Annotated in this window: 17 protein-coding genes; 6 read left to right on the top strand and 11 right to left on the bottom strand. The window is 71.2% G+C overall.

What is annotated here, in order from left to right:
- Nucleotides 1–35: 35 nt before the first annotated feature.
- From QRN27_RS07835 to mvk, 4 genes are read right to left on the bottom strand one after another with little or no spacing between them, the layout of a single operon-like run.
- Nucleotides 36–1,103: a hydroxymethylglutaryl-coenzyme A reductase family protein gene (locus tag QRN27_RS07835; protein WP_285041536.1), complete on the bottom strand. Its 1,068-nt coding sequence runs from the start codon at nt 1,101–1,103 to the stop codon at nt 36–38.
- Entirely contained in the window at nt 1,100–2,317 is a 1,218-nt protein-coding gene (locus QRN27_RS07830; protein ID WP_285041534.1) for a phosphomevalonate kinase, read from the bottom strand. Before QRN27_RS07830 ends, QRN27_RS07835 begins: the two co-directional genes overlap by 4 nt.
- Nucleotides 2,314–3,348 (bottom strand): diphosphomevalonate decarboxylase, encoded by a 1,035-nt coding sequence (gene mvaD, locus QRN27_RS07825; RefSeq protein WP_285041532.1) that lies wholly within the window; start codon nt 3,346–3,348, stop codon nt 2,314–2,316. Before mvaD ends, QRN27_RS07830 begins: the two co-directional genes overlap by 4 nt.
- A complete protein-coding gene (gene mvk, locus QRN27_RS07820; protein ID WP_285041530.1) occupies nt 3,345–4,283 on the bottom strand; it encodes a mevalonate kinase in 939 nt (312 codons plus the stop codon). The genes mvaD and mvk overlap by 4 nt, the downstream gene beginning before the upstream one ends.
- Nucleotides 4,284–4,673: 390 nt before the next feature.
- Here mvk and QRN27_RS07815 point away from each other — a divergent pair, with 390 nt between their 5' ends.
- The gene (locus QRN27_RS07815; protein WP_285041528.1) at nt 4,674–10,250 is read left to right on the top strand and encodes a glutamate synthase-related protein; all 5,577 of its coding nucleotides are present in this window, start codon (nt 4,674–4,676) and stop codon (nt 10,248–10,250) included.
- A gap of 23 nt (nt 10,251–10,273) precedes the next feature.
- Nucleotides 10,274–12,103 (top strand): sulfite reductase subunit alpha, encoded by a 1,830-nt coding sequence (locus QRN27_RS07810; RefSeq protein WP_285041527.1) that lies wholly within the window; start codon nt 10,274–10,276, stop codon nt 12,101–12,103.
- Nucleotides 12,104–12,281: 178 nt separating this feature from the next.
- Here the strand turns inward: QRN27_RS07810 and QRN27_RS07805 are convergent, their stop codons facing one another.
- Both QRN27_RS07805 and QRN27_RS07800 read right to left on the bottom strand, forming a co-directional pair.
- Complete coding sequence (locus QRN27_RS07805) at nt 12,282–13,427, bottom strand: 5-(carboxyamino)imidazole ribonucleotide synthase (RefSeq protein ID WP_285041526.1); 1,146 nt, start codon at nt 13,425–13,427, stop codon at nt 12,282–12,284.
- 128 nt (nt 13,428–13,555) lie between these two features.
- Nucleotides 13,556–14,122 carry a PH domain-containing protein gene (locus QRN27_RS07800; protein ID WP_285041525.1) on the bottom strand — a complete coding sequence of 189 codons (567 nt, stop codon included), beginning with the start codon at nt 14,120–14,122 and terminating at the stop codon, nt 13,556–13,558.
- Between the two features lie 99 nt (nt 14,123–14,221).
- Here QRN27_RS07800 and QRN27_RS07795 point away from each other — a divergent pair, with 99 nt between their 5' ends.
- On the top strand, nt 14,222–15,034 hold the full coding sequence (locus QRN27_RS07795; protein ID WP_285041524.1) for an EI24 domain-containing protein: 813 nt from the start codon (nt 14,222–14,224) through the stop codon (nt 15,032–15,034).
- Here QRN27_RS07795 and QRN27_RS07790 read toward each other — a convergent pair.
- Nucleotides 15,018–15,806 (bottom strand): biotin--[acetyl-CoA-carboxylase] ligase, encoded by a 789-nt coding sequence (locus QRN27_RS07790; protein ID WP_285041522.1) that lies wholly within the window; start codon nt 15,804–15,806, stop codon nt 15,018–15,020. The two genes, QRN27_RS07795 and QRN27_RS07790, sit on opposite strands and share 17 nt — an antisense overlap.
- A 140-nt stretch (nt 15,807–15,946) precedes the next feature.
- Between QRN27_RS07790 and QRN27_RS07785 the strand changes: the two genes are divergently transcribed.
- Complete coding sequence (locus QRN27_RS07785) at nt 15,947–17,548, top strand: acyl-CoA carboxylase subunit beta (protein WP_285041520.1); 1,602 nt, start codon at nt 15,947–15,949, stop codon at nt 17,546–17,548.
- Nucleotides 17,545–17,796: an acyl-CoA carboxylase subunit epsilon gene (locus QRN27_RS07780; protein ID WP_285041518.1), complete on the top strand. Its 252-nt coding sequence runs from the start codon at nt 17,545–17,547 to the stop codon at nt 17,794–17,796. Before QRN27_RS07785 ends, QRN27_RS07780 begins: the two co-directional genes overlap by 4 nt.
- Nucleotides 17,797–18,120: 324 nt before the next feature.
- On the opposite strand, the gene QRN27_RS07775 is transcribed toward QRN27_RS07780, so the two are convergent.
- The 4 genes from QRN27_RS07775 to QRN27_RS07760 all read right to left on the bottom strand — a co-directional run bounded on the left by QRN27_RS07775 (nt 18,121) and on the right by QRN27_RS07760 (nt 22,457).
- Nucleotides 18,121–19,182, bottom strand: a complete 1,062-nt coding sequence (locus tag QRN27_RS07775) for a DUF8320 family protein (protein WP_285041516.1) — start codon at nt 19,180–19,182, stop codon at nt 18,121–18,123.
- Complete coding sequence (locus tag QRN27_RS07770; RefSeq protein WP_285041514.1) at nt 19,179–20,429, bottom strand: sensor histidine kinase; 1,251 nt, start codon at nt 20,427–20,429, stop codon at nt 19,179–19,181. Before QRN27_RS07770 ends, QRN27_RS07775 begins: the two co-directional genes overlap by 4 nt.
- A complete protein-coding gene (locus tag QRN27_RS07765) occupies nt 20,419–21,075 on the bottom strand; it encodes a response regulator transcription factor (protein ID WP_056012862.1) in 657 nt (218 codons plus the stop codon). The genes QRN27_RS07770 and QRN27_RS07765 overlap by 11 nt, the downstream gene beginning before the upstream one ends.
- A gap of 77 nt (nt 21,076–21,152) precedes the next feature.
- Nucleotides 21,153–22,457: a class I SAM-dependent RNA methyltransferase gene (locus QRN27_RS07760; protein ID WP_285041512.1), complete on the bottom strand. Its 1,305-nt coding sequence runs from the start codon at nt 22,455–22,457 to the stop codon at nt 21,153–21,155.
- Between the two features lie 61 nt (nt 22,458–22,518).
- Here QRN27_RS07760 and QRN27_RS07755 point away from each other — a divergent pair, with 61 nt between their 5' ends.
- Nucleotides 22,519–23,169, top strand: coding sequence for a Maf family protein (locus QRN27_RS07755; RefSeq protein WP_285041510.1), 651 nt, complete (start codon nt 22,519–22,521; stop codon nt 23,167–23,169).
- Nucleotides 23,170–23,245: the final 76 nt, after the last annotated feature.

Genomic DNA, 23,245 nt, shown 5'->3' with positions numbered 1-23,245 from the left:
TCGACGATGCACCGGTCCCCCGGTGCGGTGGAGGGTCAGGCAGGCGTTCCGGCGGCGGTCTGCGTGCTGCGTTCGAGTTTGAGGTGGGCGGCCATGAGCTCGCCGGGGTTGGTCTGCGCCGCCAACAGGGAGAGCTCGCCGCACCACACGGCCGCAGCGCAGAGGACGGCGAGTCGCCGAGCATTGGCGCCCGGTTCGCGGTCCTCGCGGCAGCCGAGGCGGGCCAGGTTCTCCTCGACGAACCCGAGGCCCTTGCCGTTGCCGACGGTTCCGACGATGAGGTTCGGGAGCGTGCAGGAGAAGTAGAGGTCGCCGTTGTGGACCTCGGCGTGCGTGACCCCCTGGGAGCCTTCGACGATGTTCGCCGCGTCCTGTCCGGTCGCGAGGTAGAACGCGAGCAGCATGTTCGCGTAGTGGGCGTTCGCGCTGCGGAGGCCGCCCGCCAGGATCGTCCCGACGAGGTTCTTGCGCACGTTGAGCTGGACGATCTGTTCCGGCGTGGTGTGCAGGAACCGCTCGACGATCGCGCGAGGGATGGTCATCTCGGTGACGACGTTCTTGCCGCGGCCCAGGATGCCGTTGACCGCCGTCGCCTTCTTGTCCGAGCAGAAGTTGCCGGAGATCGACCCGTACCGCAACTGCGGCCACCGCTCCATGATGTACGGCATCAGCTTGTCGGCCGCGAGCGTCACCATGTTGTGCCCGGAGGCGTCGCCCGTGCGGAACTCGAGGCGGAGGAAGAAGAGGTTGCCGGCGATCTGCGAGTTGACCTCGATGAGTTCGGCGAAGTGGCTCGACTGCGCGACGACGGCTTGCAGCTCGGGCAGACTGCGCTCGATCTCGCGCAACGCCTGCAGGGCGTCTCCGGCGGAGTCGACCACGAAGAGGACGGAACGGCTCATGCGCTCGTCGACGAGGGTGGCCCGGATCCCGCCGGGGACCATGGAGGAGATGCGCGCGCCTCGACGAACCGAGGGCCACAGCGGGCTCTCGTAGGTGGCGAGCGGCACCTCCTGCTCGCCCTCCATGACGTTGCCGCTGAGGTGGAGCGGGCCGACCCACTTGAGGGGGACGGGTGCGACGCCGTCGGGTTCGTTGCTCATGCGTGGTGTTCCGTTCCGCCCCGCGGGACGTCGTGCTGCTCGGCGAAGGCGCGAGCGTAGGTGGATCTGATGGATTCGACCGCGCGGTCGTCGGTGCGGCTGATCTCCGACGGCCCCCAGGGGCTGTGGGCGGCGTCGATCAGGCCGGTCGGCGGATGCACGGTGAGCGGGAGTCGTTCGATGCCGTGCGCCGACCAGTCGTCCTCGAGGGCCGTGGTGCACACGGATTGGCCGATGAACGCGATGCCGCAGTCGCCGCCGCCCGCGCCGGACGACTTCGCCGCCCCGCCGAGTCGTTCGGCGGCGTCGCAGAGCTCGGCCAGCGCGGCCGTCTCGATGTCGACCCCGGCGTCGCGACCGAGACCGGCGAGGGTCGCCCGGGCCGAGCGGACGGCGCCGAGCACGAGCGCCGGGTCCTCGTCGTTCAAGCCGATCGTCAACGCGTCCACGGCCGCTCGACTGGCCGAGAGGAACGCGGCGTAGTGGGCGCTCTCCGCCCACTTGCGCGACTGCAGTTCGTCGACGAGCCGCGTGGTGGAGGCGGGCTCACCCGTCCAGCCCACGAGCAGGCGGAGGGAGGTGGGCGGCGAGAGGCGTTCGAGCCCGAGCTCCGCCCACGGGTCGCGCAGCGCGGCGAGCACCCCGGACCGGTGGCGCAGCTCGCGCAGGCGCGCGCGATCAGGAGAGGTGTAGCGGAGCCAGCCACCGAACATGCTGGCCGCGAGGTCGCCCCCGGACGCCGCCGGCGCCACGTCGATGGTCGCGAGGATCGCGAGCTTGAGCATCTGCGTGCGGGTCAGGTCGAGCTGGTAGAACTCGTCGAGCGCACGGATCGTCGCGGTCGTGACGGCGGCGCTCGAGCCGAGACCGAACTTCCGGCCGCTCGCGTCGTCGAGTTCGCTCGTGATGGACAGTGCGGAGAACCGCTGCGCGACACCGAGTTCGGCGACCAGGGTCTCCATCGTGCTGACGGCGGAGAGGACGTGGTCGAGCGGTCGCTCCTCGTGCTCGACGACGACGCCGTTGCGGTTCCGTCGCCAGATGATCGGAGCACGACCGTACTGGTCGGAGAAGATGCGTCCCTCGTGCTCGCTCGCCTCGAGGCGCACGGTGACGCACCGGTCGACGGCGACGAGGATGGAGGGGTGTCCCGGCTCCACGACGGCGTACTCGCCGGCGACGAACAACTTGCCGGGCGCCTTGATCTCGATCATCGCGCTCCTTCCGTGGTCTGCTCGCCCGCCGATCCGTCGGGCTCCGAGGTGATGAGCCTCGCGCCCCGTCCGGCTCTGGCGGGGATGACGCCGATGTCCGGCTGCGCCTCGAGGATCCGAGACGCGAGCTCGTCGACCGTGTCGGCCCGACAGAGGATCTTCACGTTCGGGCCGGCGTCCATCGTCGCATAGCATTCGAGGCCGTCGCCTCTGAGGTTTGCGACGAGATCGAGCAGTTCCACACTCGCCGGGCCCCAGTACCGCACCGGCGGCTCGGCCCCGAGCATCGTGGCGTGCATCCGCATGGCGTTCCGCTCGGCGATCGTGCCGACCGCGGTGAAGTCCGCGCGGGCGATCGCGGCCAGCATCTCCTCGAGTTCGATCGGCGTGCGTTCGACCCACGCGGGGTAGTACGGCGAGGTGTCGACCGTGCGCCGCATGCCGTCGCGGCTCGAGACCGACTTCGCGCGGGCGTCGAGGACGGTCAGGACCATGCCCAGCTCGAGCCCCGCAGGAGTCGGGACCGCCTCGGCGAAGGAGCTCTCGTCGTCGTGCCCGGCGTGCCAGACGGCGAGTCCGTCGAAGATCGACCGGGAGGCGGAGCCCGAGCCGCGACGGGCGAGGCGTGAGAGGCTGCGGCGGTCGAGCTCGAGTCCGAACGCGGCCGATGCGGCGAGCGCCAGGGCGGCGAACCCGGAGGCGGAGGACGCGAGCCCGGCACCCGTGGGGATCTCGTTGTGGGAGTCGACGACGACGCGGTCGTCGCGACCGGCGATCGTCCGGACGAGGTCGATGAAGCGGGTGACGCGGGCGCGGGCGGTGCCGTCGAGTGGCTGCCCGCCGAGGGACACGACGTCGTCGGGTCCGTCGCTCAGCCGCACCGTCGTCGTGGTGGGCGCGGCGTCCAGCGTGAGGGACAGGCTGCCGGTCCACGGGAGGATGAGGGCTTCGTCGCGCTTGCCCCAGTACTTGACGAGCGCGATGTTGGGGTTGGCGAGCGCCGTCGCCTGGTGCTGTGGGGTCGTGGTCACGCGTAGTCCTCCGCGTCGATCGTCCAGGTGCCGAGTGCTCCGGCCTCCAGGAGGGCTTGCGAGATGCGTTCCGCCGAGGCGGCGTCGCGGGCGAGGGCGATGATGCAGCCGCCCTGGCCACCGCCCGTGAGCTTGGCACCGAGGGCACCCGCCGCTCGGGCGACCTCGATGAGGGCGGTGATGGCGGGGTGGCCCGCGCCGAGCTCGTCGAGGACGAGCTGCGCGGCGGTCATGCGCGTACCGAGGTCGTCTCGGCGGTCGGCCGCGAGGTCGGCGACACCGGCCAGCGTCCCGTGCTCGAGCTCCGCGAGCAGCGTCCGTCCGCGCTCCGGGTTCCGCTCGATGAAGGCCCGCACGTCGGCGACCGCCTTCCGTGTCGATCCGCGAGCACCGGTGTCGGCGACGACGAACCCGCCACCGAAGCGGATGGGTGGGTGGTCGACGCGACCCGCCGTGAAGAGGATGGGTGCGGAGGCGCTCGTGGCCCGCGCATCGAGACCGCTCGGGGTGCCGTGGGCGACGCGCTCGCCGCGCTGCACGAGCTCGAACCGGTCGGCGTCGTCGAGGGCCACACCGTACAGATCGGCGACGGCGTCGACGATCGCGTTCGCGGCCGCGGCGCTCGAACCGAGTCCTCGTCCGATCGGCAACGTCCCCCGGACGACGACCTCGACGCCGTCGTCCTCGGCGCCGACGTGGCGGAGGGTCTCGAGGACGGTGGTCCCGAGCGGATCGGCGGGGTCGAGCGGGCCGAGCGAGATCTCCGTGTCGAGGACCGACGCGCCGGCCACGTGGCGGGCGGACGCCTCGACGCGGAGCGACGGGACTGGGAGGGCGACGGCGGGCGACCCGTAGACGACGGCGTGCTCGCCCAGCAGGATCGCCTTGGCGTGCGCGAAGCCGCGACCGGTCGCAGCCGTGTGCTCTGTCGTCATCTCACCATTCTGGTCCGAAAAACATGCAGCTGGCTGCACATCGGTGGTCCGGTCGCGATCCGGACCAGGACGGGTCTCGACCCGTCGCCGTCCGGCGGCGCATCCGGGCGCTCCACGATCCTCAGGCGGCGGGAGCCACCGGAGCCCTCACGGCTCGTCCCATCCGCACTGGAAGCACCCAGCCTACGCCGATCGACCCGGTTCGGCCGATTACGGTTGAGCAGGCGTGACGGCACGGTTACTATCGGTACACCTCCATTCATGCAGACGACGGCCGCCGCACCCAGCGCCCGCGTCGACACGGACCCACCCTCCAGCGACGTAGACCCGGTCCCGTCATCTCACCGTCTCCGGGCCGTCCAGCGCCCGCATTCCGAGGGGTACCCCGTCGTGATCTCTTCCTCCGTCCCACCGCGCCCGCGCGCGTCCGCAGCAGCACCCCGTCCCGACCTCGTCGATCGCGAGACCGACAAGAGCGATTGCGGCGTCGGATTCATCACCCGCAAGGACGGCGTGCAGAGCCACGACGTCATCGCCCTGGGCGACACGGCCCTCTGCGCCATCCCGCACCGGGGCGGCATGTCCTCCGAGGGCGTCGGCGACGGCGCCGGGGTGCAGATCGACCTCTCGGTGGACTTCTTCAGCGCGCTCGTCGGCGAGCAGCTCGTCGCCGGCCGGTTCGGCGTGGCGAACGTCTTCCTGCCGGTCGACCACGGCCGCACCGCGGACGCCGAGGCCCTCATCGAGCGGGCTCTCGGCGAGGTGGGCTTCACCGTGCTGCTGGCCCGCGCCGTCCCGACGGTCGACGCCGTCCTCCGCCCGAAGGCCGTGCCGTACCAGCTCCCGATCCGTCAGTGGGTCTTCGCGTCCACCGACGACGCCACCGTCGAGGAGCTCGACCGACGCGCCCACGCGGCCCTGCTCGCGATCGAGGCGGTCGCCTACACCGACCTCACGCTCGACGGCCTCTACCCGCTGTCGCTCAGCACGCGCACCCAGGTGCTCAAGGGACGACTCAACGCCGGCGAGGTCATCCCCTACTTCGCCGACCTCGCCGACCCGCTGCACCGCGTCCGCACCCTCGCGTTCCACACGCGCTTCTCCACGAACACCGCACCCCACCCGTCCATGGCGCAGCCGTTCCGCCTCATGGCGCACAACGGCGAGCTCAACACCGACCGGAAGAATCGACTGTCCGAGACGGCGCTCGCGGCGTCGCGCGGGCGGAAGATCATCCGGGCGAGAGGGCAGTCCGACAGCTCACGGCTCGACCAGACGCTCCACAGCCGGGTCGTCGAGGACGGGCTGGAACTCCTCGAGGCGGTCGTGTCCGTCATGCCGCCCGCCTGGGAGAACGACCGCACGCTGAGCCGCGAGGTGCGCGCGATGCTCGAGTACTTCTCGCTCGTCGAGGAGAAGAACGACGGCCCCGCGGCGCTCATCTTCAACGACGGGACGACCGTCGGCGCCCGCCTCGACCGCCTCGGTCTGCGCCCCCTGCGCAGCGTCGAGACGGAGGAGTACCTCTGCGTCACCTCGGAGGCCGGACAGCTCCCCTTCCCGGACGACGAGGTCGTCCACCGCGGACGCATCGAAGCCGGCGGGATGCTCGCCTACGACCACCGCACCGGCACGCGCCTCCGCACGGGCGAGGCACTCGAGCTGCTCGCCGCCCGCAAGGACTACCCGGCGATGCTCGCCGCCGCCGCTGTCGAGCTCGATGCGCTCGAGGACCACGGGCAGACCGGCACCGCGGCCGGTGTCGACGACGCGTTCCCGTACCGCGGCGGATTCGGGCAGGTGCAGCGCTACGTCGCCTACTCGCTCAACCAGGAGAGCTTCAAGTTCATGACGGACCCGATGCTGGCGTCCGGCAAGGAGCGGATCTCCGCCATGGGGTACGGCAACGCGATCAACGCGCTGTCCGACCAGGAGGGCGGTCTGGCGAAGTACTTCTCGCAGCGGTTCGCGCAGGTGACCAACCCGCCGCTCGACAGCATCCGCGAGGCGGACGGCATGACGCTCCGGGTGGCGCTCGGTGCGAAGCCCGGGAGCGGGACCGTCGGCACGAAGCAGCTCATCCTCCGCTCGCCCATCATCAGCGAGGACGAGCTCCGTCGTCTAAGGGCTCAGCAGGAGTCCCCCGTCGCCTGGTTCGACATCCTCTACCGTCCTGACGCCGACGCGCAGGCGAACGCCGACGCCCTCGAGGAGGCCGTCGAGCAGGTGGCCACCGACGTCGCCGCCTTCGCGGCGGTCAACGGCGGCATCGCCGTCCTCAGCGACCGCGCCGTCGACACCGAGGCGGCAGCCCTCCCGCTGATCCTCGTCGTCGCGGCCGTCAACCAGCGACTCATCGACGACGGGCTCCGGCTCCGGGTCTCGCTCGTCGTGGACAGTGGACAGCTGCCGTCCTCGCACCACGTCGCCTCGGCACTCGGCTTCGGCGCGTCCGCGGTGCACCCGCTCGCGGTCCGGCTGCGAGCCGAGCAGAAGCACCCCGACGAGGCCGATGCGGCGTTCCACCGCTTCACCGCAGCGGCCGAGAAGTCACTGCTGAAGACGATGGGCCGCGTGGGCCTGTGCACCGTCGAGAGCTACATCGGCGGAGAGTTCTTCGAGCCGAACTACCTCGACACGAGCGACCCGGTGCTCGCCCGCGCCTTCCCGCACCTGCGCGCCCCCGTGGGCGGGGTCGGCTTCGCCGGCATCGCCCGCACGGCGAGCGCCTGGCACCAGCGCGCCCTGACCACCACGGCCGAGGCCGACGTACCGCTCCTCGGGCTCTTCAAGGAGCGCGCTGAAGGGGCCGGTCACTCCTACGGGACCACGGCCGTCCGCGGCTTCGTCGACCTCACCGAGGAGGCGGTGCAGCTCCCCCGCGTCGACACCGCGGCCGTCGATCGGGAGGGCGGCACGCTCGGAGACGACCCGCTGCGGCTCCACACCATCGGCGACCTCGAGGACGCCTTCGGGATCGACGACGACGCCTACCAGCACACCTCCTTCGACGCCCTCGACGACGACGAGATCGACGCGTTCACCATCACCCCCGGATACCGTTCCTTCGTCCAGTCGATGACGACCGAGCGGCGCCGACGCCCGGCCGCGCTTCGCGACGTGCTCGTCCTCCCGGAGGACATCACCCGCCTCACCACCCCGGAGGAGTTCGCGCGCGAACTCGACCGGCTCGGCCCGGTGGGCAACTCCTCGATCGTCGTGCGTGGTCTGCGCGCGACGCGGACCGACCAGGGACGGCACCGCCTGCAGCTCACCGGCCCGCTGGCCGGCGACCTCGCACGCGTCTCGGCGCTCGGCGAGTACTACGTCCGCCGGTTCGGTGCCGAGGTCACGGGCCACTGGATCTCCGGCGGCGACCTCATCGTCGAAGCGGTCGGCTCGGCCGACGACTACTTCTCCATGCTCGTCGAGGGCGAGGAGAGCATCTCCACGGACCTCGTGCAGCCCGCCAGCGAGATCACCCGCGCACTCGCCTCCGGGGCGATGAGCCACGGCGCCCTCGTGGCGACCGCGCACGAGGGCGTCGCGCACGGCACCAACATGGTCGGCGGGATGTCGAACAGCGGCGAGGGCGGCGAGCACCTCTCGCGCTACGGCACCATCCGCGGATCGCGCATCAAGCAGTTCGCCTCCGGCCGGTTCGGGGTCTGGGCCGGCTACCTCGCCGACCCGATGCTGCAGGAGCTGGAGATCAAGATCGGCCAGGGCGCGAAGCCCGGCGAGGGCGGCCAGCTCCCGGCCCCGAAGGTGACGGTCGACATCGCCGCCGCCCGCGGTGGCACCCCGGGCATCGAGCTCGTCTCCCCACCTCCGCACCACGACACGTACTCCATCGAGGACCTCGCCCAGCTCATCCACGACTGCAAGGCCGCCCGGGTCCGCGTCGTCGTGAAGCTCGTCTCCTCCGAGGGGATCGGCACGATCGCCGTCGGCGTCGCCAAGGCCGGCGCCGATGTCATCAACGTCGCCGGCAACACCGGCGGCACGGGTGCGGCAGCGGTCACGAGCCTGAAGTACGCGGGCCGCAGCGCCGAGATCGGCATCGCCGAGGTGCACCAGGCGCTCAGCGCGAACGGCTTGCGCTCGAAGGTCACGCTGCGCTGCTCCGGGGCGCACCAGACGGGTCGCGACGTCGTCATCTCGGCGCTGCTCGGCGGCGACAGCTTCGAGTTCGGGACCACCGCGCTCATGATGCTGAAGTGCGTCATGGCGAAGAACTGCAACGTGAAGTGCCCGGCCGGTCTCACGACGAACCCCGAGACCTTCGACGGCGACCCCCGCGCGCTCGCGCAGTACCTGCTGAACATCGCGCACGACGTCCGTGAGCGGCTCGCGATCCTCGGGCTCCGCTCGCTGCGCGAAGCCCGTGGTCGCACCGACCTCCTCCACCTCGTCGACCACCCGGCCGCGGTCGCCGACCTCGACCTGCGCGCCATGCTCGCGGTCGTCCCCGAGGTCGTCGTCACCGACCCGGTGTACCTCGAGAAGGACTTCACGCTCGACGACGCGCTCATCGAGCGGGTGCGGGCCGGACTCTTCGACGAACGCCGGACCACGATCGACCTCGGCGCGACCGAGGGCGACGGCGGGATCCGGCTCGGCAACCGCTGGCGTTCCGTCGGCGGGCAGCTCGCGATCGACCTCGAACGTCTGCTGAACCACGAGCTCGACGACGCGCAGGCGGCGGCGACCCCCTCGGTCGTCACCGACGATCGCGGCCACCGCTCGCTCGCGGCCGACACCGTCACCATCCGGACCGAGCACTCGGCCGGGCAGTCCTTCGCGGCGTTCTGCGTCGACGGCCTGCACTGGCGGCACACCGGCACCTGCAACGACGGCGTCGGCAAGAGCGCCTCTGGCGGCACCATCGCGATCCTCTCCCCCGGCGGCGGCAGCCCGGAGCCCGGCGGCAACGTCCTCATCGGCAACTTCGCGCTCTTCGGGGCCACCGGTGGACGCACCTTCGTGCAGGGCGAGGCCGGCGACCGCTTCGCCGTCCGGAACTCCGGCGCGACCGCCGTCGTCGAGGGCGTCGGCGACTACGCCTGCGAGTACATGACGAACGGCGCCGTGCTGAACCTCGGCGGTTTCGGCATCGGCTTCGGCAACGGCATGAGCGGCGGCTTCGTCTACCAGTACGACCCGCGCGGCGAACTGCCCAGCAAGGTCAGCGCCGACTCGCTCCTCCTCGGATCGATCACCGAGGGCGAGCAGGCGGCCTTCCACGAGGCGGCCGTGCTCCTCCTGCTCGAATGGCACCTCGAGGCGACCGGTTCACCGCTCGCGTCCCGGCTGCTCGCCGACTGGGAGACCGCCAGGCACCACTTCGTGTTCGGTATGCCCCGCGCACTGCTGCTGTACCAGGACAGCGACGCGATCCTCGCGGCGAAGAGCCGGAAGGAGCTCCTCGACGAGCTCGGTGCCGCGCTCGCGGCGCAACAGCTCCGCACCTTCAAGCTCGACTACCGCGACCGCCGACCGGTCCGCGGGGGTCGCGCGCCCGGTCTCGGCGAGCCCGCGGCGGACCCGCAGGACGTCTACGCGCTCCTCACCAGTTACACCGTGCTGAAGCTCGCCCAGGAGGTCGCCCTGACCAGGACCCCCGGCGTCGACGACCCCGCGCACCCGACGGTGCAGGCGGCCGTCCGCACGCTCATCCTGACCGAGGACTTCTTCGTCATGCAGCGGGTGCAACGGGCGGCCCGCGAGCTGCTCGAACGCTACGACGACACGGCCCTGGCCGCGATGATCGCCGCCAAACGACTGCACGACTACACGGAGGCGCTGCGCCTGCGGAACGTCCGGTCGATCGACCACCCGGGGACCACCGGGTGGATCATGCACCAGCACGCGAAGAACCGGGCCCGATCCGGTGCGACCGGTGGCACCGAAGCACTCCTTGCATCGGCCGCCCTGGCCGAGCTGACACTGGCCGGCAGCCGATGAGCGCGCCCGGTCTGGAAGGGATCATGAGCGAGACGCAGACCCCGTCCGCCGTCGGGCCCCGCCCGGTGCTCTTCGAGGCGCTCGCGGCGCTCGGCAGCAGCACCGACGATCCCTTCATCCCCGAGGACGCACCGTTCAGCCCGCAGCAGCGGGTGTGGCTCGCCGGGTTCCTGGCCGGCGTCCGAGCGAGCACCGTCGACGGTGCCGAAGCGGCTTCACGGACCCCGCAGCTGGCTCTGCACGTCCTCGTCGGTACCCAGACGGGCACCGCTGAGGCGATCGCGGAGGACCTCGGTCGTGCGGCGTCCGGCTACGGGGTGGCGACGACGACCACCGGTCTCGACGACGTCGAGGTCGACAAGCTCCCGTCGATGGGTCACCTCGTCGTCATCACCTCGACGTACGGCGAGGGCGAGATGCCGGACAACGCCGAACTGTTCTGGGAGGCGCTCCAGGCGAGCACCGCTCCACGACTCGACGGCCTGAAGTTCTCCGTCCTCGCCCTCGGCGACTCCGGGTACGACGGCTTCTGCCAGGCCGGGAAGCTCATCGACACCCGCCTCGAGCAGCTCGGGGCGGAGCGTGTGCTCGCCCGCGTGGACTGCGACGTCGACTACGAGGAGCCCGCCGCAGCGTGGACGACCCAGGCCCTGTCGCTCTTCGGCGCCCTCGCGCCGGCGACCGCCGGCGGTACCCCGGCTGTGCCAGCCGCCGCCCCCGCGAAGAAGCCCGGTCGGACGCGGTCGCCCTGGACCCGGAAGACGCCCTTCGGGGCGACGCTGGCGGTCAACCGCGTGCTCTCCGGCGCGGCCTCCTCCAAGGAGATCCGACACTACGAGTTCGACCTCGCCGACAGCGGCATCGAGTACGCCGCCGGTGACGCCCTCGGCGTCATGCCGAGCAACGACCCGGCCCTCGTCGACGCGATCATCGCCGAACTCGACGCGGATGCCGACGACGCCGTGGACGGGTCGACCCTCGCGGAACGACTCACCAACGGCTTCGAGATCCGCACCCCGTCGAAGGACCTCGTCGCGGAGCTCGCCGAGCGGTCGCCGGACTCCGAGCTCGCCGGGATCCTGGCGCTCGCCCAGGCCGAGACGCTCGACTCCTGGTTGCGCGACCGCGACATCCTCGACCTCCTGCGGTCGACCTCCGTCCGGTTCGACGCCGACACCCTCGTCGACGTCCTGCGCCCGCTCCAGCATCGCGCGTACTCGATCTCGTCCAGCCCGCTCGCGGCCGACGGACGCGTGCACCTCACGGTCGCGAGCGTCCGCTACGCGGTCGGCGAGCGCGTGCATGGCGGAGTCGCCTCGACCCACCTCGCCGACCGCGTCGCCGAGGGCGGCACGAGCGGCATCTTCGTCTCGGCGAACGCGGCGTTCCGGGTCCCGTCCGACGACGACGCACCGCTCATCATGGTCGGCCCCGGCACGGGCATCGCCCCGTTCCGGTCCTTCCTGCAGGAGCGTCGTGAACGCGGCGCGACCGGCCGGAACTGGTTGTTCTTCGGCGACCAGCACCGGGCACACGACTTCATCTACGAAGACGAGCTCGGTGAGCTGCTGACCGGAGGGGTCCTCGACCGCCTCGACCTCGCCTTCTCCCGCGATCAGCGCGAGAAGGTGTACGTCCAGACGCGGATGCGCGAGAACGGCAAGGAGCTGTACGCCTGGCTCGAGGAGGGCGGCCACTTCGCGGTCTGCGGTGACGCCTCACGGATGGCGAAGGACGTCGACCAGGCGCTGCACGAACTCATCGCCGAGCACGGCGGGCGGTCAATGGAGGCCGCGGCGGAGTACGTGCACACGCTGAAGCGCGAGAAGCGGTACATCCGCGACGTCTACTAGGCGCGCGAGTCCGGCCCCCGAGCTCGTCGAAGGGCGCCCTTCGACAGGCTCAGGGACCGGTCATGGGTTCCTGAGCCCGGTCACCGGTCCCTGAGCCAAGCCCAGCCCCGGTCCCTAAGCCCAGCCCCGGTCCCTGAGCCCAGCCCCCGGTCCCCGAGCTCGTCGGAGGGCGGACCGATCAGGCGTTCTCGGCGCCGAGCAGGGCGGCCGCCGCGCGCGCCTCGTACACGACGTCGTCGAGGTCGTCGCCCGCGACGTTCACGTGCCCGACCTTCCGGCCGGGCCTCGGGTCCTTGCCGTAGGTGTGGACCTTCGCGACCGGGTGCGCGCCGAGGACCTGCGGGTACCGGTCGTCGAGGGTGCCCTCGGTCGGTCCGCCGAGCACGTTCACCATGACGGTCCAGTCGCGGTGGCAGCCCGTCGATCCGAGCGGCAGGTCGAGGACGGCGCGGAGGTGCTGCTCGAACTGGCTGGTGACGCTGCCGTCCTGCGTCCAGTGGCCGCTGTTGTGCGGACGCATGGCGAGCTCGTTGATGAGCAGGCGGTCGTCGTCGGTCTCGAACAGCTCGACGGCGAGGACTCCGGTGACCCCGAGCGCGGTCGCGACGGTGACGGCGATCTCCTCGGCGGTGTCCGCGAGGCGTCCGGCGGACCCCGGTGCGGGAGCGATGACCTCGCTGCACACGCCGCCGAGCTGCACCGTCTCGACCACGCGCCACGGCACGACCTCACCCGACGGCCTGCGGGCGACGAGCTGGGCGAGCTCGCGTCGGAAGGACACCAGTTCCTCGACGAGGAGTGCCCCGCCGTTGGCGTCCTCGGACAGCGCCGTGAACCAGTCGTCGACCTCGTTCGGTCCGTGGACGACCCGGACGCCCTTGCCGTCGTAGCCGCCGCGCGGGGTCTTCACGACGCCCTTGCCGCCGTGCTCCGCGAGGAAGGCGGCGAGCTCCTCCTGGTCGTGGACCCGCGCCCAGTCCGGGACCGGGAGCCCCAGCTCGGTGAGCCGCTCGCGCATGAGCAGCTTGTCCTGGGCGACGGCGAGCGCGTCCGGCCCGGGGTGCACCTGCACGCCGGCGTCGACGAGCGCGCGGAGGACGTGCTGCGGGACGTGCTCGTGGTCGAAGGTGATCACGTCGACCGTCTCCGCGAACGCGAGGACCGTGTCGGCGTCGCGGTAGTCGCCCACCTGCACCGTCGCCAACCGGGCGGACATGCCCTCCTGCTCGGCGAGCACGCGGATGTCGAGTCCGAGGTTGATCGCCGCCGGCACCATCATCCTGGCCAGCTGACCGCCGCCGATCACTCCGACGCGAATGCTCATGGGTTCACTCCAGCTCTCCGGCGGCCGGCCGGCGGGTCTCGTATCGGCAGGCGGGACGGGCGGACCCGGAGACGGATGGGCTGCGCCCCGACTCCATCATCGTACCGGCCGGGTCGGACCCGGTCGGGTCAGCGGCGGACGGGCGGCTGGGTCGGCGACTGTCCGGACGACTGGGCTGCCGGATAGGGGGCTGCGATGCTCTGGTTCTCCGCGACGAGCTCGTGGAGGGCGTTCTGGACGAGGACGGCGCCCGGCACGTCCCGCAACACGACCGGCAGCTCGCCGCCGGAGGTGACGCGCACGTTGCCGCTGCCGAACGCACTCTGCACCCAGCTCTTGTGCACCGTGATCCCGTACCCGCGTGCGTGGTAGAGCTCCTGGCGGGACCGGACGAAGAACCCCCGGCGGACGATGAGCCGCCGAGTGGTGATGACGTAGCGGACGGACAGCCAGGCGACGAACGGCAGCACGCAGGCGAACAGCACGATCACCCCGCCGCCGATGAGGACGGCCCAGTTCTGCCACTCGAGCTCGAACGAGCCGAAGACGTACGCACCGACGCCGCTCACCGCGATGAGCAGGAGGGCGGGGAGCAGGAGCCGCCGGGCATGCGGACGCAGGCGCGCGACCACACGTTCGGTCGCCGCCGCGGGAGGGGCCGGCCGGCCCGGCCCCGTCATACCGGGATCAGCCATGCTCCCATTCTTAGCAGTCGTCGGAACCAGCCGCCTGCTCCCACCCCGCCCGTCGGCAATCCCGATCGACGGGTGTCCGCCTCCGGCTAGCATGAAGGCGTGAAACCGGCCGACAGCACCGCACCCACGGGCCGGCCTCCCGGCGTCTTCGCGTCGTTCTTCGAGGGGGTCGGCATCCTCATCGGCGGCTTCCGTCTCTGGGGCACCTCGCCGAAACGGATGCTGCTCGGCATGATCCCAGCGGCGATCGTGGGCGTCGTCTTCATCGCGCTGCTCGTCGTCCTCGGCCTCAACGCGGCGGCGATCGTCGACTGGGCGACGCCGTTCGCGGACACCTGGGACGAGCCGTACCGTTCCTCCGCGCGGGTCGCGGCCGCGGTCGCGTTGATCGCCGTCGCCGTCGTGGTCATGCTGTACGCCTACGCCGCCGTGACGCTGCTCGTCGGCGACCCGTTCTACGAGCGGATCTGGGCGGACGTCGAACGCTCACTCGGTGACGCCCCACCGGAGTCCGGTGGATCGGCCTGGCGCGGGCTCCTCACCGGCATCGGGCGATCCCTCGGACTGTTGCTGCTCACGATCCCGACGGCGGCCGTCCTGTTCCTGCTGGGCTTCGTCCCGGTGATCGGCCAGACGGTGGTCCCGGTGGCCGGTGTCGTCGTGAGCGGTTGGTTCCTCACCCTCGAGCTGACCGGGTACGCCTTCGACGCGAGGGGGCTGTCGGTCCGCGAACGGCGACGCGTGCTCGCCAGACGACGGTCCCGCACCCTCGGGTTCGGGACGGCGGTCGCCGTGCTCTTCCTCGTGCCCGTCCTGTCCGTCCTGGTGATGCCGGCGGCCGTGTCCGGCGCCACGGTGCTCGCCAGGCGGGCACTTACCGAGGCGGACGGACCGCTCAGCGAACGTGCGTGACGTCGCCGGCGGCCACGGCGACCGGGGCGCCGCCGTCACTCGGCCGGACGACGAGCCGGCCGTCGGGGTCGATGCGCTCGGCGGTACCCGTCAACGTCCCGCCGCCCGGCAGCTCGACGCGGACCGAACTGTCGAGCGTCACGCAGTGCTCGGTGACCGTCGCTCGCAGGCCGCTGGCCTCAGCGTCGCCTGACGCCTCGAGGTACGCGTCGTACAGCCGCCCGAACGCTCGGAGGTACCCGGCGAGCACGATGTCGGGATCTGGATCCGCCAGCCCCTCGAGCGCGAGCGAGGTGGACCGGTCCGTCGGCAGTCCGTCCGCCCGCTGCCGCAGGTTGACGCCAGTGCCGACGATGGCGCCGTCGCCGGTCGGCAGCAGTTCGGAGAGGATGCCGGACACCTTCCGGCCACCGATGAGGACGTCGTTCGGCCACTTCACCCCGGCGGGCACCCCGAGGTCCTGGAGGGACGAGGCCAGGGCGGCTCCCGCGAGCAGCGGCAGCCAGCCGTAGGACTCGAGCCCGAGGGGTCGGCCGGACGGCGTGACCGGACGGAGCAGGATGGAGACGGCGAGCGAGGCCCCGGGTGGCGTCGTCCACACCCGGCCGAGGCGGCCCCGCCCGTTGCGCTGGTCGTCGGTGACGACGACCGAACGGTCCGGCCAACCGCCGCCGTCCTCGCGGGCCCTGATCGCGAGTTCGTCGTTGGTCGAACCCGCGTGCTCGAGGATCTCGAGGCGCGGGACGAGAGCGGCGGTGTTGGGCAGATCCATGCCGCCCACCCTACTGACGAGCGTCGTCCACGCCTCGTCCGCACGCGTGTCCGCTTGGCCGATATCGACAACGGATCGTGACGGCGCTTGTACGCGATCGTCAACGGGTCCGTCGGGGGGCCACCGGGTAAGGTGAAAGCGTGACCGACGAAACCACCTCCGGCCCTGACCTGTACACGACGGCCGGGAAGCTCGCCGACCTCAAGAACCGCTATCACGAAGCCGTGACGGCGAGCGGCGAAGCCGCCATCGAGAAGCAGCACAAGAAGGGCAAGCTCACCGCGCGGGAGCGCATCGAGCAGCTCCTCGACCACGGGAGCTTCGTCGAACTCGACGAGTTCGTGCGGCACCGCACCACGGCGTTCGGCATGGACCGCTCGCGGCCGTACGGCGACGCCGTCGTCACGGGCACCGGCACCATCCACGGTCGTCAGGTCGCCGTGTACTCGCAGGACTTCACCATCTTCGGCGGTTCGCTCGGCGAGGTCGCCGGCGACAAGATCATCAAGATCATGGACCTCGCCCTGAAGACCGGCGTCCCGATCATCGGCATGCTGGACTCGGGCGGCGCCCGCATCCAGGAGGGTGTCGTCGCCCTCGGCAAGTACGGCGAGATCTTCCGCCGCAACACGCAGGCGTCCGGGGTCATCCCGCAGATCTCCATCATCATGGGTCCGGCCGCCGGTGGCGCCGTCTACTCCCCCGCGCTCACCGACTTCGTCATCATGGTCGACAAGACCAGCCAGATGTTCGTGACCGGCCCCGACGTCATCAAGACGGTCACGGGCGAGGACGTCGGCATGGAGGAGCTGGGCGGCGGCTACACCCACAACACCCGCTCCGGGGTCGCTCACTATCTCGCGAGCGACGAGCCGGACGCCCTCGACTACGCCAGGACCCTCGTGGGGTTCCTCCCCGACAACAACCTCGCCGAAGCCACCGTCTTCGACGTCGAGGTGGAGCTCGAGACCACCGACGAGGACCGCCGACTCAACACCCTCATCCCCGACTCCCCGAACCAGCCGTACGACGTCAAGACGGTCATCGAGCACGTGGTCGACGACGGCGACTTCCTCGAGGTCCAGCCGCTCTTCGCCCCGAACATCGTGATCGGCTTCGCCCGCGTCGAGGGCCGCTCCGTCGGCGTCATCGCGAACCAGCCGTCCCAGATGGCCGGCACCCTGAACATCGAGGCCGGCGAGAAGGCCAGCCGCTTCGTGCGCTTCTGCGACGCGTTCAGCATCCCGATCCTGACCCTCGTCGACGTCCCCGGCTACCTGCCCGGCACCGACCAGGAGTGGACAGGCGTCATCCGGCGCGGCGCGAAGCTGCTCTACGCCTACGCCGAGGCCACCGTGCCACTCGTGACCGTCATCCTGCGGAAGGCTTACGGCGGCGCTTACATCGTCATGGGTTCCAAGCAGCTCGGTGCCGACATCAACCTCGCCTGGCCTACCGCCGAGATCGCCGTCATGGGTGGTCAGGGCGCCGTCAACATCCTCTACCGCGGCGAGATCAAGCGCGCCGAGGAGGCCGGCGAAGACGTCGCAGCGGTGCGCACCCGCCTGGCGAACGAATACACCTACAACGTCGCGAGCCCGTTCCTCGCCGCCGAGCGCGGCGAGCTGGACGGCGTCATCGAGCCCGCGGCCACCCGCGTCTCGGTCATCAAGGCGCTGCGAGCGCTCCGCACGAAGCGCGCGAGCCTGCCCGCCAAGAAGCACGGGAACATCCCGCTGTGAGCGACGCCGCCCGGCCGGACGCGACGGAACCCTCGGCGATCGACCTCCGGATCGTGCGGGGCGCCCCGAACGACGAGGAGATCGCGGCCCTGACCGCCGTCCTGAGCGTCGCGATCGCGGAGCAGGCCATGCGCGACGCCGACACGGCGCCGCCGCCGCGCATCCCGTCGACCTGGGAACGGACACGGCGCCAGTTGCGCACCGGCATCACCCCGGGGCCCGGTCACTGGCGCGCGTTCACGGGCTGAGCGCCTGTGGCGAGCTGTCCTCCATGGAGGACGGGTATGTCCTCCATAGTGCCGACTGTCGGGGGTACCCCTGATGGGGGATGATCATTCTTGAGAGTTGAGTCTCATCGAGACCACTTCACCAGCTTCTGCTCCATCTAGGGTAAGCGGGCAGAAGTTCGGGGGCGGGTCAGAGCGGTATTCGGGTTACCGCTCTGACCCACGAACGCCATGGAGGGCCAGCATCGGGTGCTGGCCCTCCTTCCCGTTAACGCGTCGTCCTCCGCACCGGCACTCTTTCCGATCGGACGCTGCTCGCGATCGACCGGCCGTTCCGCTCGGGGATCACTCGGATCCGGAGGCCGCCTGGCGTCCGACATCCGCGCGCGACCCGTCCCGCGGGATCTCGAGCCAGACGTCGAGATCCTCGTCATCGTCGTCGGGGCCAGGCGCGACGCCGGGAGCACGCGGGACGGCCCGCAGCCCGACGACCGTCACCGCGACGCGGTCGTCGTCCGGCACGCTGCGCACGATGAGGCGCGTCGCGGCTGAAGCCGCGAGCGTCTCGGCGATCTGCGCGTGGATCGCGTCGAGGACCTCGGCGTCCAGCTCCTCGAGACCACCCTCGTCGAGCATGTTCACGACCGCGCCCCGACGACGAGCGGCGAGGACCTCGGCGCGCACGGCGTCGCTCAGGAGGTGGCGGCCCCGGATCTCGTCGCGGAGGCTCGCCTCCAGCGTCCGGCACTCCGTCCGATCGGCGACCGAGAGCCTGCCGCCGTTCGCGATGATCGTGCGCAGCATCGGTGTGGCGAGCCGACCCGTCTGGCTCAAGCGTCGCCGTCGTTCGTGGACGTGGGCGTACTGGGCGGCCTGCCAGTCCGACGTCGCGTGCTCGGCCTGGGTGAGTCGCTCGGCGTCGTGCTGGGCGCCGGCGATCGACCGGGTGAGCACACTCGCGAGGACGACCCAGATGAGGCTGCCCGTCACTCCCATCCCGAGCGCCAGGCCGGGGCCGGCCCAGAGCAGGGACTGCACGGTGAGGAAGATGATCCCGAGGTACGCGACCAGCTCCCGCTGCCGGACCACCGTGATCGTCATGAGCGTCCCGATCGAGGCCACGTGCCAGGTGGCGTAGCCGTTGTTCCGGGTGGGGTCCAGCTGGCTCGTCACGAGGAGGGGGACGATGATGGCGGTCGCGAGGTTCAGGCTGGCGAGCCAGGAGGGCATCCGGGTCGACCCCATCGGCCAGAGGCTGAGGACGCTCGCGACCGCGTAGACGAGCATCGCGATGAGCACCGGGGCGGCTTCGCGTGGCGTCTCGAGGGTCAAGGCGGCACGGAGCAGATGGTAGGCCGAGAACAGGGCGGCGAGGATGACGAGCGCGTACCGCGGGGCCGGGGTCATGAGGCGTCCTCCGGAGACCATTCGATCCGGATGACAGCACCCTCACCGGGTCGGGAGAGCACCGTCGAACGGCCACCGACGCCGGCCATGCGCTCGACGATCGACACCTTGAGTCCGAGTCGTTCCTCGGCGACCGCGTCGGGGCAGAATCCCACGCCGTCGTCGCTGACGATCACACATACGCCGCCCGACACCGTGCCCTCGATCGACAGGCTGCGCGCGACGCCCTGCCCGGCGTGCTCCACGCTGTTGACCATCGCCTGCACCGTCGCCCAGTACACCGCGTTCGCGACCGTGACCGGGAGCACCCGGCCGGACGCCCCTTCGGTCGTGACCGCGAACGGCTCGCCGAGCATGGACGCCGCTCCGCGCAGGCGCTCGACGAGTTCCGCGAGGCCCGTGACCTCGTCCTCGTTCGTCATCGGCGCGCCGACCCCTTCGAGCTGCTCGATGGCGACCCTGGCCATCATCACCGCGAGGGCTTCGGATTTGGGTGTCATCGCGCGGTCGGCCGCGAGCAGGGAGGCGAGCACGCTGTCGTGCACGATCGAATCGACCTCCACCCGCTCCACCTCCGTCGCGTGCTGTTTGACGGCGGCGTCGTAGGTCGACAGCGCGGCGGCCCTGGCCACGTCGACCCGGCCCGCCAACACCCGGAAGAGGCCCACCAGGACGACGATGAGACCGCCGATGATCGTCGCGTACGAGGCGTCGAGTGTCCCGATCTCCCAGGAGGCCGGCGCGAAGTCGGCGTCGATGATGCGGTTCACGCCGTACATCAGCGAGGTGACCACGAGGTACACGATCGCTCCGCGCAGTTTGAGCGGGACACAGGCGAAGGCGACCGCGATCGTGCAGAGGTACCAGATCCACGGCTCCTGGTTGATGTCGGCCGGCGCCGGTGCGTTCACCGCGGGCCAGATGAGCAGCGCGACGAAGAACACCGCCGCGAAGACGCCGGATGCGAGCCGATGGTGCCACAGGAAGAAGCAGCAGCCGATCGCCACGCCCATGGACCCGAAGACGGCCACGACATAGAGGACGCCGATCCAGCCGTCGATCTGGACACCCTGGCCGAGGGTGGTGAACGCGGTCTGCAGGCCGAAAACGAGCCCGATGATCGCGACCGATCGGCCGAGGAGGCGCTCGAAGTTGGCGGTGTTCAGCATCCGGCGCTGAGCCTGGGCATCCTTCGTGTCCGCGGGGATCGCGGGATGCCTGGTCGGTGCCCGGAAGCTAGGAGACATCCGTCCCGCCTTGATCGAGGCCGGGGAGGATCCCGTCCTCGACCGCGCGGCGGAGCAGGTCGACCTTCGTCGGAGCCGGACGGCCCACCTCGACGTACTTCACGCGGATGCGGTCGATGTGCTCACGGGCCGTCGAATAGGCGATCCCGAGCTGCATGGCGACGGTCTTCAACGGCAGGCCGGAGGCGTAGAGGTGGAGGACGTCGCGCTCGCGGCGGCCGAGTTGCGCGCGGGCGAAGTCGCTGTCGGCGTCGATCGCACTGGCCCACTCGATGTTGTTGAGTGCCTCGCCGCGGGCGACGGTGGCGATGGCGGCGATGACGGTGTCCGTCGGTGACGACTTCGGGATCACCCCGGAGGCCCCGGCGGCCAGCGCCTCGCGGACGAGCGCCACCCGGTCGGCGATGGAGTGGATGAGCACGTGCGCGCCCACCGCCTGCACCGCCTGGATGTTCGTCGTCGGGGTGCTGCCGTCGGAGAGGGAGAGGTCGAGCACGACGACGTCGGGGACCACTCCGTTCAGCGCGGCGATGCACTCGACGGCGGTCGGGGCACTCGCCACGACCTGATACCCGGCGTGCGCACACACCGCTTCGATCCCGAGCCGGACGGACTCGTGATCATCAATGATTGCGACGGTCACCACGGCACCATCGTAGCGAGTGCCGGACCCGTCGGGCGGGACGGCCGTGGAGCGAGTCGGTCCGCCGGGGCGCTCGCCGTTCAAGCCGTGCGGGTGAAGCCGGCGACGGCCTCGAGGTGGTGGGTGTTCGGGAAGAGGTCGTAGGCGGCCAGGTGGCCCAGTTCGTACCCCTGCTCGGCCAGCAGGGCCACGTCGCGCGAAAGGGCGATGGGGTCGCAGGCGACGTAGACGATCGACGCGGGGCGCAGTTCGCCGAGCATCGCGACGATCTCCGCGCCGGCGCCGGACCGCGGCGGGTCCAGGACGACCGTCGCGGTGGCGTAGCGGGAACGCTCGATGCGGCTGCCCGAGGCGATCTCCGACCGCAGGAAGGCGTCGACCTTCGCGGTGACCGCCTGCGCGCCGACCCACTCGGACAGGTTCTCCCCGGCGTACTCGGTGGCGCGCTCGTCGCTCTCGACGGTCGTGATGCGCGTGGTGGAGCCGAAGCGGTCGGCCACGCCGGCGGCCAACAGTCCGACGCCGCCGTAGAGGTCGAGGTTCGCGGCGCGGGCGTCGAAGCGGGCGTCGTCGATCGCGTCGGAGACGGCCTGCTGCAGGGTCGCCGCCGCCTGGCGGTGGACCTGCCAGAACCCGTTCGCGTCGACGATGAACTCGCGGTCGCCGACGAGCTCACGGATCGGATCGGCCGCCGGACGGACCGGCTTCGGGCCGCCACGTCGACCACGGCCGCCCCCGCGTCGCCGGTCGCCGCCTCCGGCCTCGTCGGCACGGGTGAGGACGCGGACGGCGCCGGTCGAGGAGGCGACGATGTCGATCGACGTGGTGCCGTGCGGCAGTTCCTCGAGCCGCGCCGCGTCCGCGACGGCCTCGATGGCGAGCGGCAGGTCGTCGACGGGGACGACCTGGTGAGACCGTGCGGCGTAGGGACCGATGTTGCCGTGCTGGTCCACGTGCAGCGAGACCCTGGTGCGCCACCGCGTGCCGTCGGGCGTCTCGCCGTCGACCGCGGACACGGTGAACTCGGGCGCGACCCCGGCGAAGCGCTCGAGGCCTTCGGCCAGGACCTGGTGCTTCAGGGCGCGTTGGTGGGCCAGGTCGATGTGTCCGAACTCGGCTCCGCCGGCCCGTTCGCCCGGCTCGCGGTCGACGGAGGCCTCGGCCCAGACATGCGGGCGGCGGTGCTCGGACGGCGTGAGGACCTCCAGGGTCTCCGCCCGCCAGAACCGCTTCTCGTTCTCGTCGACGATGCGGGCCCTGACGCGCTCACCGGGCAGGGTGTCGGGGACGAAGACCACGCGGCCCTCGTGCCGAGCGACGAACACACCCCCGTGGGCTACGTTGGTGATGTCCAGTTCCACGGTGCGTCCAGTCGTCGTGCTCATGCGTCGAGCATGTCACACGGGTGACCGGCGGGGGTCCACCGTCCTCCCGGAAGGAACCGTCGTGCGTCTCACGCTCGCCTCAACGTCCCCGGCCAGGCTCGCGCTCCTGCGGTCGAGCGGCATCGAACCGGTCGTCGTCCCCTCCTCCGTCGACGAGGACCAGGCGGTCGCGGACGCCTCGCTCGCCGCCGGAGCGCCGCTGACCCCGGAAGCGGTCGTCGCACTCCTCGCCCGGGCGAAGGCCGAGGCCTCGCTGCGGGTGGTCGTCGATCGCGGCGACGAGGTCGGCCTCCTCCTCGGGGGCGATTCGGTCTTCGTCCTCGACGGCGTCGTCCACGGGAAGCCGCACACGGCCGAGCGGGCGCGCGAGCGGTGGCAGGCACAGCGCGGGCGGACCGGGACGCTGTACTCCGGCCACTGGCTCATCGACGGCACGCGGCCATCGCCGGTGGGCGTCGGCGCCGTGGCTTCAGCGGACGTGTCCTTCGCCGACGACCTCGACGATGCCGAGATCGACGCGTACATCGCCTCTGGTGAGCCGCTCGAGGTCGCCGGTGCGTTCACCATCGACAGCCTCGGTGCAGCCTTCATCACCCGGATCGACGGCGATCCGTCCACCGTCGTCGGCCTGTCCCTGCCGACACTCCGGCGTCTCGTCCGCACCCTCGGACACGACTGGCACGAGCTCCGCAACCGCGCCGGAGCCCTGTGAGGCCGACGCGCTTGTAGGAGTCGTACGTCGTTCCCCCGGCTTTTCTGTGCGTGTGGTCCAAAAGCCGACCCGGCCC

The organism is Plantibacter sp. LMC-P-059a, assembly GCF_030209505.1.
In the GTDB taxonomy this organism is placed as follows: domain Bacteria; phylum Actinomycetota; class Actinomycetes; order Actinomycetales; family Microbacteriaceae; genus Plantibacter.
The sequence above is the reverse complement of the archived record's forward strand: the minus strand, read 5'-3'. Positions and strand labels throughout refer to the sequence as shown.